12 protein-coding genes are annotated in these 17027 nt (G+C 60.5%); 4 read left to right on the top strand and 8 right to left on the bottom strand.

The window, feature by feature from the left end; all coding sequences use genetic code 11:
* Window positions 1-34 precede the first annotated feature (34 nt).
* Genes bcsA through FHT97_RS14555 form a run of 4 tightly spaced genes read left to right on the top strand, consistent with a single transcriptional unit; the run spans window position 35 to window position 8050 of the window.
* Complete coding sequence (gene bcsA, locus FHT97_RS14570; protein ID WP_183757715.1) at window positions 35-2224, top strand: UDP-forming cellulose synthase catalytic subunit; 2190 nt, start codon at window positions 35-37, stop codon at window positions 2222-2224.
* Window positions 2224-4731: a cellulose biosynthesis cyclic di-GMP-binding regulatory protein BcsB gene (locus FHT97_RS14565; RefSeq protein WP_183863130.1), complete on the top strand. Its 2508-nt coding sequence runs from the start codon at window positions 2224-2226 to the stop codon at window positions 4729-4731. Before bcsA ends, FHT97_RS14565 begins: the two co-directional genes overlap by 1 nt.
* Entirely contained in the window at window positions 4728-5777 is a 1050-nt protein-coding gene (locus FHT97_RS14560) for a glycosyl hydrolase family 8 (protein WP_183863128.1), read from the top strand. Before FHT97_RS14565 ends, FHT97_RS14560 begins: the two co-directional genes overlap by 4 nt.
* The gene (locus FHT97_RS14555) at window positions 5774-8050 is read left to right on the top strand and encodes a cellulose synthase (protein WP_183863126.1); all 2277 of its coding nucleotides are present in this window, start codon (window positions 5774-5776) and stop codon (window positions 8048-8050) included. Before FHT97_RS14560 ends, FHT97_RS14555 begins: the two co-directional genes overlap by 4 nt.
* A gap of 38 nt (window positions 8051-8088) precedes the next feature.
* On the opposite strand, the gene FHT97_RS14550 is transcribed toward FHT97_RS14555, so the two are convergent.
* From FHT97_RS14550 to FHT97_RS14515, 8 genes are all read right to left on the bottom strand, one after another.
* Window positions 8089-8349, bottom strand: a complete 261-nt coding sequence (locus FHT97_RS14550) for a hypothetical protein (RefSeq protein WP_310503123.1) — start codon at window positions 8347-8349, stop codon at window positions 8089-8091.
* An 11-nt stretch (window positions 8350-8360) separates the two neighbouring features.
* The gene (locus FHT97_RS14545) at window positions 8361-9116 is read right to left on the bottom strand and encodes a COG4280 domain-containing protein (protein WP_183863122.1); all 756 of its coding nucleotides are present in this window, start codon (window positions 9114-9116) and stop codon (window positions 8361-8363) included.
* Between the two features lie 366 nt (window positions 9117-9482).
* Window positions 9483-10472: a tripartite tricarboxylate transporter substrate binding protein gene (locus FHT97_RS14540; protein WP_183863120.1), complete on the bottom strand. Its 990-nt coding sequence runs from the start codon at window positions 10470-10472 to the stop codon at window positions 9483-9485.
* A gap of 53 nt (window positions 10473-10525) precedes the next feature.
* Window positions 10526-12031: a tripartite tricarboxylate transporter permease gene (locus tag FHT97_RS14535; RefSeq protein WP_016552143.1), complete on the bottom strand. Its 1506-nt coding sequence runs from the start codon at window positions 12029-12031 to the stop codon at window positions 10526-10528.
* Between the two features lie 9 nt (window positions 12032-12040).
* Window positions 12041-12502, bottom strand: a complete 462-nt coding sequence (locus FHT97_RS14530) for a tripartite tricarboxylate transporter TctB family protein (RefSeq protein ID WP_183863118.1) — start codon at window positions 12500-12502, stop codon at window positions 12041-12043.
* A 118-nt stretch (window positions 12503-12620) separates the two neighbouring features.
* Window positions 12621-13604, bottom strand: coding sequence for a tripartite tricarboxylate transporter substrate-binding protein (locus FHT97_RS14525; RefSeq protein WP_183863116.1), 984 nt, complete (start codon window positions 13602-13604; stop codon window positions 12621-12623).
* Between the two features lie 184 nt (window positions 13605-13788).
* Window positions 13789-15132 carry a sigma-54 dependent transcriptional regulator gene (locus FHT97_RS14520; RefSeq protein WP_183863113.1) on the bottom strand — a complete coding sequence of 448 codons (1344 nt, stop codon included), beginning with the start codon at window positions 15130-15132 and terminating at the stop codon, window positions 13789-13791.
* Entirely contained in the window at window positions 15129-16958 is a 1830-nt protein-coding gene (locus FHT97_RS14515; protein ID WP_259126318.1) for a sensor histidine kinase, read from the bottom strand. Before FHT97_RS14515 ends, FHT97_RS14520 begins: the two co-directional genes overlap by 4 nt.
* Window positions 16959-17027 lie beyond the last annotated feature (69 nt).

Below are 17027 nucleotides of genomic sequence, written 5' to 3'. Positions count from 1 at the left end.
CAAGCGCCCAGCCTGCATTGTCAAAGGGATATTGATGCATAAAGCCCGAAGCATCATTACGTGGGCCATCGTTTCTCTGTGCGTGATCGCGTTGATCACATTGCCAGTGAACCTGCAGACCCAGCTGATCGCGAGCATTGTCGTTGTCGCCGTGATGGCGATCATCAAGGGGTTGAAGGCTGAAGGCACATGGAGGCTGATCGCCCTCGCCTTCGGCACCTCAATTGTTCTTCGCTATGTCTATTGGCGCACGACCAACACACTGCCGCCGATCAACCAGCCGGAGAACTTCATCCCCGGTCTGCTGCTCTATCTTGCGGAAATGTACAGTGTGGCAATGCTGGCGCTCAGCCTGTTCATCGTAGCCACGCCCTTGCCTCCGCGCCCATCGCGCGCGAGCAAGGAAGAGCGTTTTCCGCATGTCGACGTGTTCGTCCCTTCCTACAACGAGGATTCGCATCTCCTCGCCAACACGCTGGCCGCGGCGAAGGCCATGGATTATCCAGCCGAAAGACTGCATGTCTGGCTGCTGGACGACGGCGGAACCTTACAGAAGCGCAACTCCAACAAGTTGCTCGAGGCCCAGGCGGCTGTGGCGCGTCACAACGAACTCAGGAAGCTTTGTGAGGATCTCGACGTTCGCTACCTCACGCGCGATCGAAACGAACACGCCAAGGCCGGCAACCTCAACAACGGAATGAAGCATTCGAGCGGCGAGTTGATCGCCGTCTTCGATGCCGACCACGCGCCAGCACGCGACTTTCTGCTCGAAACTGTTGGCTATTTCGATGACGATCCGAAGCTGTTCCTCGTTCAGACACCGCATTTCTTCATCAACCCGGATCCCCTAGAACGCAATCTTCGAACCTTCGAAAGAATGCCGAGCGAAAACGAGATGTTCTACGGCATCATCCAGCGTGGCCTCGACAAATGGAATGCGGCGTTCTTCTGTGGCTCTGCCGCCGTTCTCAGCCGGAGGGCACTGGAATCCCAAGGGGGATTCAGCGGCATCAGCATCACCGAGGACTGCGAGACCGCACTTGCCCTTCATGGCAGCGGATGGAACAGCATCTATGTGGACAAGCCGCTGATCGCCGGGCTGCAGCCGGCGACCTTTGCAAGCTTCATTGGCCAACGCAGCCGCTGGGCACAGGGGATGATGCAAATTCTGCGCTTCCGCTTCCCCTTGCTGAAGCGCGGCCTGACGGTCCCCCAACGCCTTTGCTACATGTCGTCGACGCTCTTCTGGCTCTTCCCGTTTCCCCGCACGATCTTCCTGTTCGCACCGCTTTTCTATCTCTTCTTTGATCTGGAGATCTTTACGGCATCGGGCGGCGAGTTCTTGGCCTACACGTTGGCATACATGCTGGTGAACCTGATGATGCAGAACTACCTCTATGGGTCGTTCCGCTGGCCGTGGATCTCGGAACTCTACGAATACGTTCAGACGGTTCACCTGCTCCCGGCGGTGGTTTCGGTCATGCTCAATCCGCGAAAGCCAACCTTCAAAGTAACGGCGAAGGACGAGTCCATTGCCGTCAGCCGCCTCTCGGAGATCAGCCGACCGTTCTTCGTCATCTTTGCCGTACAGCTGGTCGCTCTGGCGGTAACATTCTATCGGATCTATGCCGAACCGTACAAAGCAGACGTCACCCTCGTGGTCGGCGGCTGGAACGTGATCAACCTGATTATGGCCGGGTGCGCCCTCGGAGTCGTTTCCGAACGTGGCGAGCGGGCCGCGTCCCGCCGCGTACGGGTGAACCGTCGCTGCGAATTCGGGGTCGGCGGTAAGTGGTACACTGCATCGATCGAGGATGTGTCGGTACACGGCGCCCGGCTGCATGTGTTCAACAAGCAGCTGGACCCGATGGTGATTGGCTCCGAGGGGGAAATTCGTTTCCAGCCACACAGCGGCGCAAGCATCGAAACGCTGCCGCTCATCGTCCGAAACATCCAGCCTTCCGGCGAGATTCTGGCCGTTGGCTGCCAATATGTTCCGAAGAATGCCCTCGACCATCGGCTGATCGCCGACCTGATATTTGCGAACTCCGACCAGTGGACGCAGTTCCAGCAGGCACGCCGCCACAATCCTGGTCTTATTCGCGGAACGATCTGGTTTCTCGGCCTTTCACTCTACCAGACGAGCCGAGGCCTCGTGTATCTTTTCCGCAGTATGAGGCCCGAGCGCGAGCGGCAACATCAGGCCGCGAAGGCAGGCAGCTGATGAAGAAGATCGCATCGATCTCTGCGTTCGTTCTCGCCGCCTCAACAATTGCCTATGCGCAGACGGCGCCCTTCGACATGTCGGGCGAGCGCGAGCAAGGCAGCACGCCAATGGTGCCGAGATTGACATTGCCGGCGGCGCCTGCACCGGCGACGGTCCCACAGACCTCCGTTGCACCGACGAGCCCGGCACCCTCGGCGACGCCCGCGACTCCTCCGTTCTCGATGGCACCTGCCTCACCATCTCCGGCGCCGTCACCGGCAGCGTCGCCCGCGCAGGCGGAACCACCTCGCCCCCAATCTGCTGCACCCGTCGGCCCGGCGCCCGCAGAAGCGCCGCCACCCGTTCGCCAGCGAACCGCCGATGCGCTCCGGAGATTTGTTATTCCATTCACCAAGTTTGGGTTGGATGGCGAGTATGATCGCAAATCGTGGTCGGTCTACATCACACCGGAGCAGGCCGCAGCACCGGCGAAGTTCAATTTCTCCTATCAGAATGCTGTCGTCGTTGCTCCGGAGGCGTCTGAACTGACGGTTCTTCTGAACAATCGGATCGTCGGACAACAGCAGATTGGCTCCTCGGACGCACCATCGAACGTTTCCTTCGACGTGCCCGTAGGGCTGCTGCAACCGGGCGCGAATCTCCTCACATTTGAAGCAACCCAGCGCCACCGCACTGACTGTACTGTTCAATCCACCTATGAGCTTTGGTCGGACATCGACCCCGCAAAGACCTATCTAAGCTTCAGCGGGCAAGAGGCAGCCAAGTTTTCCAGCACGGATGCCATTCGCGCCATCGGTGTCGATGAAACCGGCAGGACGCAGTTCAATCTCGTCGTGCCGGCGCTCCAGCAGCCAGGCACAACAAAGCCGCTGCTACGCCTAGCGCAGGGACTTGCGGTTCTGAGCGGCATGCCGAACCAGACATTTTCCTTCAGCCCGAGCTCGCTTCCTCAGCCTGGAGCCGGGCGCATGACCGTTGTCGTGGGAACGCCGGCCGAACTCCAGCCAGTCATCACTCCGCCGCCGGCCGCCCAGACGGCGCCGTCGGCCTCTTTCGTGACGGACCCGAAGTCGGGGGCCCCGATTCTCTTGATCAGCGGCCCATCCTGGCCCGCAATTTCGTCCGCGATCGACACGATCGTTTCGCCTACCGACCGCCCCGCGACGGCTGTTCGCGACACGCTGGCAACGCAGCGCTGGAGTGCTCCGGATGCGCCGCTGGTTCTCTCCGACACGAACCTCACCTTTTCGCAGCTCGGCGTGAAGACGGCGGAGTTTTCCGGACGCCGCTTCCGGACCAATTTCAATATCGGCGTGCCGTCCGATTTCTATGCGAACGCTTATGGCGATGCCACCGTCCTGCTGGACGCAGCCTACACACAAAACATCCTGCCCGGCAGCCATATCGACATCTATGTCAATGGCAACATTGCTTCGACTGTGCCGATCTCGTCGACAGGTGGAGGCATCTTCCGGCACCTGCCAATTCGCGTGACAATGCGGCATTTCAAGCCGGGCTTGAATACGTTGTCGCTTGAAGCCATCCTGATGACGAAGGAGGACGAGGTGTGCGTGCCTGGCACGACTGCTGGAGCAGCACCGCGTTTTGCACTCTTCGACACCAGCGAGATTCACATACCGGACTTTGCCCGGATCGGGCAGCGGCCGAACCTTGCCGGTCTGTCCGGTACCGCATATCCTTATAATCGAGCGACACAGCCAACGCCGCTTTTCATCGACATGATTGATAGCGACACCTTGTCTGCGACCGCGACGCTGCTCGGCCGAATGGCCGTCGCTGCTGGCCGCCCGCTCGACATGGAGCCGGCCGCGACGCCGGGTGCCATCGGCGAACGGGACGCAATTTTCATCGGCTCCATTTCGCAGATGCCGGCAGCCGTGCTGACGCAACTGAACATTGCGACGACCAGCCAGGCATCCTGGCAACCTCCAGCAGCGACGCAGTCAAATCAGACAGAACCTTCGGTGAGCTTCGACGATTGGCGCTCGAAAGTCAGTGGCGGCGTGTGGCGCGGCCAAATCACATCGTTTCAGGAGTGGCTACGCCGCAACTTCGACATTTCGCTGAGCTCACTGCAGTTCGTGCCAGGGTCGGAAGAAGTCTTCACGCCTTCTAACGCCGAGAGCTTCCTGATCGCTCAGGGCAAGAGCGCAGCAGGGGGATCGACCTGGACCGTTGTCACGGCTCCCTCCGCCACCGATCTGCGCGAAGGCGCCGAGGCACTCACCGCACAAGTCAACTGGCCGCAGGTCGCCGGTCATATCACCACCTATTCCAGCAAGACCGGTAAGATCGTCAGCGTCCCGGTTGGCCGCTTCGACTTCGTGACCTCTCAGCCGTGGTCAATTTCAAACTACCGCCTGATTGCCGCAAACTGGTTGTCGACCAACATCCTGTCTTACGCGTTCCTCCTGGTCGTCCTTTCGCTGCTGATCGGAGTGACAACGGCTGGCATGCTTTCCAGGCTGGGTAGGCGCGAATGAAGAGACTTCTAAAACTGATCTGTGCCGCAAGCTTTGCGGTTGCCGCTTTCTGCCAGTCCGCGCAGGCGCAAGGTCCGGGGATCACCCCGGAAGCATGGGGCGCGTACAAGGCGAAGTTTCTCGATGCGAGCGGCCGCATTGTCGATGACGCAAACGGCAATATCAGCCACAGCGAAGGTCAAGGCTATGGTCTGCTCCTGGCTTACCTTGCCAACAGCCCCGCCGACTTCGAGCAAATATGGTATTTCACCCGCACCGAACTCTTGTTGCGCGACGATGGCCTTGCCGCCTGGAAATGGGATCCCACGGTCACGCCTCACATCACCGATACCAACAATGCGTCGGATGGCGATCTCCTGATTGCCTATGCCTTGGCCCTTGCGGGGTCAGCTTGGAAGAAGGGCGAATATATCGAGGCGGCAGCGAAGATGGCGCAGGCGCTACTGTCGCACCTGGTGATCAATTCGGGTGGACGCACTCTGCTGCTGCCGGGCGCCAGCGGTTTCGATTCTCCCGATCGCAAGGATGGCCCGATAATCAATCCCTCCTACTGGGTCTATGAAGCAATCCCGGTGATGGCGCTGCTCGCGCCGTCAAGCGCCTGGCAGAAACTATCCGACGACGGTCTGGCGCTGCTGCGTGCTATGCAGTTCGGCCCACGTAAGCTGCCCGCTGACTGGGTGAGCCTCAATCGTATGCCGGAGCCCGCCGCCGGCTTCGACGCTGAATTTGGATACAATAGCCTGCGAATCCCGCTCTACCTCGTTCGCGCGGGAGTTTCGGACAAGGCTCTGCTGGCAAGATTACGCGAGGGAATGACCGCCGAGGACGGCGTGCCGGCGACGATCGACCTCGCGTCCGGCAAGCCGAAAACGCTGCTGCCGGACCCCGGTTATCGAATTGTTAACGATGTCGTGGCCTGTGTGACAAACGGTACGAAGCTGCCTGAGTCGTCGCAGCGATTTGAGCCATCGCTCTACTATCCATCGACCCTTCATCTACTTGGGTTGGCATTTATCGGGGAGAAGCATCCGGAGTGTCTGTGAAATCCTCATCCGTTGCAATTGTTGTTGCGGTGGCGGTGGCCGGTCTGGTGGCCGCCCTGAAGGATCGCGCAGCGCTACAGGAGATGCTGGGCTTCGCACCGGAGCAGGCGCCTGCACCGCAATTCATGCTTATGGGTCGCGTCAAGGGGCCGGAGATCAGCTCAAAACCGCAAATTGACGTCCAGGCCATTACTGATCGGTTGCAGGCAGCAACCACGGTTCCGCCGCCGGCATCTCAAGAGAGCGGCGTGACCGGAGGCCTATTGGTTGTTGCCCAGGCACCGCAGCAGCAGCCAACCGCCGCCCCGCCAGCAAAGCCCGCGCAGCCAAAAGTCGACGAGAGCGCATTGCGCTATTTTGCCAGCCGCGGCGACAAGGCGCGACTGCAGGCGGAGATCGCGCGGCTGCAGGCGCTTTACCCGAACTGGGTGCCGCCAGCCGATCCTCTGGCCGTTCCCCAGGGAGGCGACCCGCAGTTGGAGCAAATGTGGCAACTGTACTCGGAGGGGCGCTATGCGGAACTCCGCAAGGCCATTGCCGATCGGCAAGCCTCCGACTCGGCATGGCAGCCGCCGCCGGATTTGCTTGACCGCTTGGATGTCGCCGAGGCCCGCGCGCGCCTCGTCAATGCCTCCGACCTGAAGCAATACGCAACCGTCATTCAGATCGGCGCCAATACGCCGAGCCTTCTGACATGCAGCGACATCGACGTGCTCTGGAGAGTAGCAGAAGCGTTTGCAAGGACGGATCGCGCACCCCGCGCCCGGGATGACTACGTCTATATTCTGAAGAACTGCACCAATCCGCAGGAACGTCTGGCGACCATCCAGAAAGCGTCCGCTTTGTTGTCCTACGCGACAATGCAGGATCTCCTGGCGCTCGAACGTCCTGACGGCAACGGCGGCCGCGAATTCGACAGCATTCGAAACGACTTGGCGCGCCGCTTTGTCGCCGCTGGTAACGACGACCCCGATCTCGCCGTGGCCCCGGCTTATCTCCAGATTGTCCAACGACTCGCCGAAACTGAAGGGCTTGCAGCCGACAGCCTTCTGCTTGGTTGGTACCAGCTTCGCCGGGAGAATTATGCGGACGCGGAAAAATGGTTCCGGGCAGCACATGAGAAGGACGACACGGCTCTTGCCTCCCAAGGCCTGGCGCTGGCGTTAATCGCCGAGAAAAGGCCCCAGGAGGCGGAGGAAGTGGTCTACAAGTGGCGCGCCTCCTCCAAGGACGCGACCGCGACCTATCTCGCAGCGACAGCCAACCTGATGGCCCTGCAGCCGCCGGCTAACCTCAGCGAAGCGGTGCTCTCGCGTATCGCCGCAGAGGTCATTGCGCAGAAATACGTCCCGACGGCGCAGCAATTCGGCTGGTTTGCCCGTACGCTCAACCAACCGCAGACGGCGGCGCGCTGGTTCGAGACGGCCTTGCGTTGGAAACCGGACGACGAACCGTCTGCTTACGGATTGGCCATCACGCGCCAACAGCTACGGGATCGGGCGGGCGTGGCTGAGATCCAGCGCCTGTGGGCGGGCAAGTCCGAGCGCATCGCGCAGCTGGGCGAAACAAACAAGCGGCCAGCCACGCAAGCTCCGCTTCCAGCGCCCAGCGAGACAGTGCCGCAGGGTGAAACCGTTTCGCCACCGGAGATCGTTAGGGTCCCGACCGAGCGAATTGAGGGCACGAGCCCACCGGTCGCGCGCCAACCCGCGCTGCAAACGGTAACGGTTCGCCGCGGCGCGCGGCAACTGCGCGGATGCACGACCACGGTGAATGCGCAGTTGCTCGATCCGGAAACGGCGCTGTCGCGTGGCTGGTGCCTGATGGACATCAATCGCCCCATGGAGGCAGCAAAGGCGTTCGAGGCGGCGCTGGCCAGTCCGAACCGCAAGACACGCGAAGACGCAGCCTATGGCCAAAGCCTCGCGTATTTACGCGCCGGTCTGTCCAACAACGCCGCCGTCGCGGCCACGAAGGCGCCGCAGACACAACAGCGTGCGGCCGAACTGCAGGTCGCGATCTTGGCCGACAGAGCCGTCGCCGCCTTCGGCGCCAAGCGCTATCGCGAGACCCTGATATACCTCGATCAGCGTGCACAACTCCGGCAGGAGCCGATCGACCTGATGGTGCTGCGCGGATATGCCTATTTGAGTATGAGTATGTACGGCGACGCTGAGCGGATATTCACGGCTGCGGCTGCGACGGGCAACAAGGACGCCAATCGTGGCCTTGCCGATCTGAAGGCAGCAACGCATCCCGATACCAACGATTGACAGTGGAGAGGCGGCGCGTAGCGGGGTCTCCTTAAAAATCAAGGTAGACGCGCACTCTCAGGCGCATGGTTTCTATCGAGGCTTTGGGTGTGGACCATCCCCTTCACCTTGCGTCGAGCCGCCCGAGCAACACTTTCAGCAAGAATAAACACGCATCCCAGGAAAAGCAGGCAGGCGCCTGTCAGTCCTCCGATCACCTCGATCTTCACCATTAACCCGATGCACGCGATCAGCGCGATCGTCAGAAGCGCCAGGGCACCGTCATCGATGAACATGCCGACGATTTCTTTTATGGCCATCCTCAGGATTTTCATCTGACGACCTGCCTGACGTGAGAGGCATGATAGCGTTGGAGCGTTCTTACCAACGCGAAAGAGGCCAGGATGAGCACCAAAAGGATTGGCAGCAGCGCCAGATCGTCTCCCGGCCATTCCGCGCCGATCCCCTCGCCCGCCCAAAAAATTCCGAATGCACTCAGGAGCACTCCCACAGCAAACTTGAGGCTGTTTTCCGGGACAGTCGACAGGGGTTTGTGCACAGCGAAACCGACGACAAGAACCAATAGACAAGCCGCCACGGCGCCAACACTTGCATAGCCGATCATTCCTCGGCCCGCGCCAGTCGCAATGACAATAAACACGACCTCGACCCCCTCGAGGAGAACCGCCTTAAAGGCGGTGATGGCAGCCAGTAGATTTGCGCGGCGATCGGAGGTCTGCATGCGAAGTTTGTTCGTCTCTTGGGCGAAGGCTTTCTCCTCATCATGCAAAGCAATAAAGCCCGATGCCCTGAGGATCGCCTTCCGTAGCCATCGCATTCCGAACAGAATGAGCAACGTCCCGATCACAAACTGCATGAGCCCGATCGGAATCATCCCAAGAAGTGGTCCAAGCGTGAGCACAAGGATCGCCAGGACCGCCAGCGCCAAGCCGGTGCCGAGGAAAGCCGGCCGCCAACCCTGCGTCACGCCAACCGCCAGGATAATCGTGAAAGCCTCTACGACTTCAACCAGCGAACCAAGGAACGAGGCCGTCATCGTAGACGATATACTGGTAACGGTTGTCATGAGTGTTCCAAGTTCATTTTTCAGGTTAACAAGCGCGCCACTCCGGCAACAGAAAGGAATTCCTAGCGGCGCCTTCAGGCACTTTGACCGATTGTGCTTGCCTGCGCGAACCGCCGACGTTTAGCCGGTATTGAGCCCCATAAAATGTTCCAGGCGGTCGGCAAAGGCGCCGTCCCAACCCTCAGGTGTGGCGTTTGCTTTTGGGTCGCAAAGCTGACGCACGCCTGAAGAATGGTATTCGCTGAGCAGAGTACCAGCCAACCGACGATCTTTTCGGAGTTCCGACCCTTCGAGCAACAAGCGACGGATTTCCAACGCACGACATTCAGTTCGCGTTGTGCAGACGGCGTAAAAGATTCGCGATGGCTATTCGAGCTCGATCTTGGCGTCACGCACGACAGGTGTCCACTTGGCAATCTCCGCCTTGACGTGGGCAGCGAGCTCTTCCGGTGTGGAACCCACGATAACGGCACTGAACTCGGTCATTCGCTTGCCCACTTCAGGATCGGCGAGCGCCTTGTTGGCTGCCGAGTTCAGACGGGCTACGACATCCGCGGGGGTGCCGGCGGGAGCGAACAATGCGTTCCAGGTATAGGTTTCGTAGCCGGGAACAGTCTCGGCAACGGTCGGCACATCGGGGAAGGATGGCGCGCGTTCCTTGGTGGTGACCGCAAGTGCACGCAGCGTGCCGCTCTTGATGTGGCCAGACGAGGACGGCAGGTTGTCAAACATGATCGGAACCTGATTGCCGAGGACATCGTTCAGCGCCGGGCCTGACCCCTTGTACGGGATGTGCTCCATTTCCACTCCCGCCATTGCCTTGAAAAGCTCACCGGATAGATGCAGCGGCGTACCATTGCCGGAGGAGGCATAACTATATGTGCCTGGATTGGCCTTGAGGAGCGCCACCAGTTCGGCGATCGTTTTGGCCGGCAATTCGGGATTGACGACGAGAACGTTCGGAACGACGACCAACAGCGAGATCGGCGCAAAATCCCTTTCAGGATCGTATGGGGTTGACTTCAGGATCAACGGATTGAGCGCGTGGGTCGCGACGGTCCCCATCAGAATCGTGTAGCCGTCAGCATCGGCGCGCGCAACATTGCCTGCGCCGAGATTTCCGCCTGCGCCTGCGACGTTCTGCACGATCACCTGCTGGCCCAGATCCTCGGACATCTTCTGCGCGAGGATGCGGGCAACGACGTCAGTCGATCCGCCGGCTGCAAACGGGACGACCATCGTCACCTGCCGATCAGGAAAATCTGCCGCTCGCGATGGTGATGCGGCGACCAACGCCGCGGCCACAGCAAGGCCCGCAGCAAGCGTGCTGCGTCGGGTCAGGTTCAGTTTCGTCATCCTTATTCCTCCTCGTTGCGGTCTGTTTGTCGGCGCGATGCTATTTCGTTGGTTCAGTCTTCTTCCTGGAAAACCTCCTCACGCTTCGCCTTCACCGAAGGCAGGAACACCACCAGCAGGACGGCAAGGGCGATCAGAAGCAAAATGGCGCTGATTGGACGTGTGACAAACGTCATCGGATCGCCGCGCGACAGGATCATCGCACGCCGGAGATTTTCCTCCAGCAATGGTCCCAGCACGAACCCCAGGAGCAACGGTGCCGGCTCGCAGCGCAATTTGACCAACAGGTAGCCGGCTAACCCGAAAAAGGCGACCGCGTAGAGGTCGTAGACATTGCTGTTAACGCTGTAGACCCCGATCGAGCAGAAGGCCATGATAATCGGGAAAAGTACGTAATAGGGAATTGTCAGCAATTTAACCCAAAGGCCGATCAGGGGCAGGTTGAGCACAACCAGCATCAGGTTGCCGATCCACATGGATGCGATGATCCCCCAAAACAGCGCCGGCTGCTCGGTGGCCACATTCGGACCCGGCACGATCCCCTGGATGATCATGGCGCCGACCATCAGCGCCATCACCGGATTTGCCGGAATGCCCAGCGTCAGCAACGGAATGAATGAGGTCTGAGCACCGGCGTTGTTGGCCGATTCCGGCCCGGCCACACCGGCGATGGCGCCGTGACCGAACTCCTGCGGGCGGTCGGAGATGCGCTTCTCCACTGTGTAGGAGGCAAAGGCGGCAAGGATGGCGCCGCCACCCGGCAGGATCCCGAGTGCTGAGCCAATCGCCGTGCCACGCAGAACCGGGGCGATCATCCGCCTGAAGTCCTCGCGCGTCGGCCAGAGGCCGCTAACCTTGGCCATCAGCACCGTGCGGGTCTTCTCTCCCTCCAGGTTGCGCAGGATTTCCGCAACACCGAACACGCCAACGGCAACGGCAACGAAATTCAGTCCGTCGGCATATTCGCGAATGCCGAGGGTAAAGCGGGGCGTTCCCGTATAGATATCCGTACCGACCAGTCCAAGCAGCAGGCCTAGCGCGACCATGGCGAGAGCTTTGACAATCGAGCCGTGGGCGAGGGCAACCGAGGACACCAGGCCGACGATCATCAGTGAGAAGTATTCGGCGGCACCGAATTTCAGGGCAAGTGCGGTGAGGGGGATTGCGAAGATCGCGACGAGGAAGGTCGAGACGGTGCCGGCAAAGAAAGAGCCGAGCGCCGCAATCGACAGTGCCGCTCCTGCCCGGCCGCGACGGGCCATCTGATAGCCGTCAATCGCCGTCACCGCCGAGGAGGACTCGCCGGGCATGTTGATGAGGATCGCCGTGGTCGAGCCGCCATACTGTGCCCCGTAGTAGATGCCCGCCAGCATGATCAGCGAGGAGACAGGCTCCAGCTGGAAGGTGATCGGCAACAGCATGGCGATCGTCGCAGTCGCCCCGATCCCTGGCAAGACACCGATCAACGTACCCAGCAGCACACCGATGAGGCAGAAAAGAAGGTTTTCTGGTGAGGCCGCGGTGCTGAAACCCAAGGCGAGATTGCTGACAAGATCCATCGCCGCCTCCTAGAACCGAACCCAAGGGCCGAACCGCTCGAACGGCAAGCCAAGCGCATAGCTGAAGACAATGACCGAGAAGAGGGTTATCGCGACCGCAAGCACCAACGCCAGCGGCACCTTCATCCGCGAAGATGCGAAGGCCGCCACCAGCGACACCAGAAACAGCGACGGTACGAAGCCCATCCCGCGCACCGTCAATCCAAAGACGATCGGTGCCGGCAGGATGAAAGCCATTCCGCGCAGCGCCATCGGGCCCAATGGTTCGCCGTGCACCCGTGTTGCCTGGATCAGCACGATCAGGCCAAGAAGCGTCAGGACGACAGCAAGCAGCAGCGGAAAGTAGCCCGGCCCCATTCGCAGGGCGGTGCCGAGTTCAAGATTAAGACATTGATAGATGAAGAAGCAGCCCAACCCGATGAAAAGCGTGCCGCAAAGCGCGTTGGTGCTGTCGAACGTCAGCGATTTCATATGTCCCCCTTGGCGATGGTCGTGGCGCGGCTCGCCGGCTGTCCCGACGCGAAAAGCACGGCCGACTGCCGCAGCGATCGCGCCGCCCGAAACCCATTCCGGGCGGCAATCGACATAGCTAGTCGGCGTATTGACCCGCCGCCTCGATCACCGGCTTCCAGCGGGTAATCTCTGCTTCGAGTTTAGCCTTGAGGGCGGCCGGCGTTGCATCCGCCTCCGGCGATGGGTCGGTGCCGAGTTCGGCGAAGCGGGCCACAACGTTCGGGTCCTTGAGGGCAACCTGCAGCGATTTCGACAGCCGCTCGGTTACCGCAATCGGTGTACCCTTGGGCGCATAGATCCCATGCCAGATGCCGACCTGGAAGTCGGCAAGACCCGCTTCGACTGCCGTCGGTACATCGGGAAGCACCTTCAGGCGTGCAGGCGAAGTGACAGCGTAAGCCTTGATCGTGCCGCCCTGGATCTGCTTGGTCGTGTTGGTGGTCTGGTCGCACATGATGTCGACCTGGCCGCCGAGCAGGTCAGTCATGGCGGGGCCGGTGCCCTTGTATGGAACGGTGGTCAATGGCGTTTGGATTGCGCTCATCAGCATCATGCCACACAGGTGCGAAGCCGCGCCGATGCCGGCATTCGCAACGGTGACGCTATCCTTGTTGGCCTTGACGTATTCGACAAGGCCCTTGAGGTCGGCCGGCTCAAAATCCTTGCGCGCAACGATCGTCATCGGCACGTCGGTCACAAGGCCCACATACTCAAAGGAATTCAGGGTGTCATAGGCAAGCTTGCGATAGAGCGTGGCGCTGGTCGCCATGCCGATGTGGTGCAAGAGCAGCGTGTAGCCATCTGCATCAGCCTGAGCGACGCGGCCTGCACCAAGGGTACCGCCAGCGCCGCCGACATTTTCAACGACGATCTGCTGGCCGAGGTCCTTCGACATCGACTCGGCAACCAGACGGGCCACAGTATCCGTCGGGCCGCCAGCGGCAAACGGGACGACCATCGTGATCGTCCGTTCCGGGTAGGTTTGAGCGATTGCGGATGCGGAAACGAGCGAAGCGGCAGCGATGGCCGTCACGCCCAGCAAGGCATTCAATATTTTCATTTCATCCTCCCAGTAACCCGCCGGAACGGCTCCCCCCGCTCCGGTCACGAACTGTCACTGTGGAACGCCTAGTGCGCCGGACAACCGGCAGAGGCATAGCTCCTTGCATTTTCCTGCATGATACCACACGAGACGGGTGGGAAAGGGGACAAACGAACGGGATCGTGGGTGGATTTCCACCCATTCACGCTTCGTCCTCATCGTCGCTCCTGCCTTTTTCAAGCCCGTATTTCTGCATCTTCTCGTAGAGCGTCTTTCGCGAAACGCCGAGCATCTCATAGACCGGACGGAGACTGCCGCCGTGGGTGGCAAGCGCACTGGCAATGAGGCCACGCTCGTAGGCGGCAACCCTGTCTGCGAGTTTCTGATTTTGCTCCGCTGTGTCCTCCGGCTGGAGATCGAGACCAAGAACCAGCCGATCGGCGGCGTTGCGCAATTCACGCACATTGCCCGGCCAGGTCCGCGAGCCTATCCTGCTGATCGTTTCTGGCCGCACCTCCACGTCGCTGCGCCCGTAGCGGGCGGCCGCCTCTCGAACAAGCTGGAGAAACAGAAGCGGAATATCCGCCTGTCGTTGCGCAAGCGCGGGCACGTGAATAGTAGCGACATTGAGACGGTAAAGAAGGTCTGGACGAAAGCGGCCCTGCGCGACTTCGATCTCCAGATCAACCTTGCTCGTCGCGATGAAGCGCACGTCGAGCGGTACAGCCTCGTTGGAGCCCAGGCGCGTGATAACGCGCTCCTGCAGCACGCGCAGGAATTTAGCCTGAAGATCGAACGGCATCGAACCAATTTCGTCGAGCAGGATCGTGCCACCTCGGCCGTGCTCGAACTTGCCGTATCGCGGCCGAAGAGCTCCGGGAAAAGCACCGGCTTCGTGTCCAAACAGCTCGCTTTCGATCAGAGTCTCCGGCAACGCAGCGCAATTGATCGCGATGAACGGCTTTTCTGCGCGGGCGCTGGTATCGTGCAACGCACGGGCTACCACCTCCTTGCCGACGCCCGTCTCACCGATGATCAGTGTGTCGGCATCCGTCGCTGCTATTGCACGCAGTCGATACCGCAGGTCCACCATGGCCTGGGTGCGTCCCGGCAGGCGCGCCTCGATGTCGTCGCGTTTGCCGGCCACGGCGCGCAGCCGTCTGTTCTCGAGAACCAAACTGCGCCGATCCAGCGCGCGTCGGATGATGCCAACCAGATGCTGGGCCGCGAAGGGCTTTTCAACGAAGTCATAGACCCCGGCGTGCATGGCGCTGACGGCGAGCTGCACATCTGCGTGTCCCGTCACCAGAATGACCGGTATCTCGGAATCCATTTCGCGGACGCGCTGCAACAAAGTCATGCCATCCATTCCGGGCATCCGGATGTCGCTGATCACCACGCCGTCGAAGCCATAGCCGACCCGCTCCAGGACCGGCTCGGCGCTCGCGAATGTCGCGACGTCGAGTCCGAACAGGCTGAGCGCCTGGGCGGAAGAGCGACGCATCTCCTCTTCGTCGTCTATCAGGAGTATCCGGCCTTCCTTCATTCGGCCGCCTCACTGACAACGGGCGCGGCATCAAGCACGATACGGAACTCGGCGCCCCCGTCTTCTGCATTGCTGACCGAAAGGGTGCCACCGAAATCCTTGATGATATTGTAGGAGATCGACAGGCCCAGTCCGAGGCCGCGGCCAACGCCCTTCGTGCTGAAGAACGGATCGAAGATGCGCTCGGCGATCGCGGGGGAAACACCCGGACCATGATCGCGGACCGTGAGGATCATCTTGGCGCCATCCTGAACCGCCACGACATGGATACGTCGGTCATCAAGACCTTCCACCGCATCAGCGGCGTTGGTGATGATATTGACGAGAACTTGTTGAAGACGCACAGAGCCCGCCTGCACGGCGGCGGAAGGTTCGCCGAGGTCGATGACGAGTGTCGCGTCTGCCACTTTCAAACGCGCGGAAACGATTTCGAGCGTATCGGCGATCGCAGTCGCGAGCGAAACCGGCCCTACCTTTTCATTTGGTTTGCGCGCAAAATTGCGCAGGTGTCGGCTTATCGACGCCATCCGGTCTATCAGGCCGGAGATGCGAGAGAGGTTATCGCGGGCCTCGTCGACTCGATCGCGCGCAATCAGCATTGCGGCACTGTCCACATAGGTCTTGGCGGCAGCAAGCGGTTGGTTGAGTTCATGCGATAGCGCGGCTGACATTTGTCCGAGGCCAGCAAGTTTTCCTGCCTGGATGAGATCCGCCTGTGTCTGGCGAAGCTTCTGTTCAGTCAGGCGCCGCTCGGCGATCTCCTCTTCGATGCGCTGATTGACGTGCGCGAGAGCGGCGGTCCGCTCCTCCACGCGCTCCTCAAGTTCATTGCGCGCATCGATCTGCATGCGCATCCGCTCCTGCGCCCGGGCGCGACGCTGCAGCACGATCGCGACAACCAGCCCCATCAGACCGATTGAAAGCAGCACTGCGATGAGCATGGTCCGCGCCTGCGCATGCACCGAACTTGTGTCCATCAACACACTGACGGTCCAGTCGGCATCCCTCATATAGTGAGAGAGCGTCAGATATTCCCTGGGCGCGGCGCCGTCGGCGACTGTAAGCAGCCGATGACCATCAGCATACTGCTCGCTAATTGGAAGTGGCCTGAGAACAGCCTCGGCATAGCGGCGCGATGCCTGGGTGCGTCGCAGGCGCTCCTCTGTCAATGGCAGGACGGAGGAATATAGCCACTCGGGGCTACCGGTCATGAAGATGATGCCTTCCGGGTCGGACACCAGTATCTTGTACTCACCGCCCTTCCACGACCCCTCGATCGAGTCGATGTCGACCTTGAAGACAATAACCCCGCGTACGGTCCCGTTCACCTGGATGGGAGAGGCGAAGTAGTAGCCTCGCTTCAACGACGTCGTGCCGAGCGCGTAAAACCGCGCCTGACTCCCCCTTGCAGCGTCTTGAAAGTAGGGGCGGTAGCTGAAGTTCTCCCCCACGAAGCTGGTCGGCCCATCGTAGTTGCTCGCAGCGATCGTATCGCCGTTCATCCGCATCACATAAATGTCGGACGATTCAAGCAGGCTATTGATTTCCTTGAGATAAGTGTTTGCTCTACTGCGGAGAGCCTCATTGCCGGGATCGTTCACCAGTTGCTTGATATTGTCATGATCGGCAATCAATTCAGGCAGCGGTTCATATCGGCTCAGATGTCCCGCAAGCGCCGAAACGGCCAGGCGCAAGGCGGAACCAGCCTGCAAGGACGCCTCGTTCATATAGCTTCGCGTCGCGAATTCCCTGCCGGAAGAGATAGCCGCGTAGCAAGCAGCCGACAAAAGGCAGAGTCCGACAAGAACACGAAATCGCTGCTTCACGAACGCGGGCTCCTCCCTCCCCTCGCCATGGCCCTTCCGAGCACAGAGTAAGTGTAGAGATCAAAGGCA

It is taken from the genome of Rhizobium sp. BK399 (assembly GCF_014194695.1).
Taxonomy (GTDB): Bacteria; Pseudomonadota; Alphaproteobacteria; order Rhizobiales; family Rhizobiaceae; genus Rhizobium.
The sequence above is the reverse complement of the archived record's forward strand: the minus strand, read 5'-3'. Positions and strand labels throughout refer to the sequence as shown.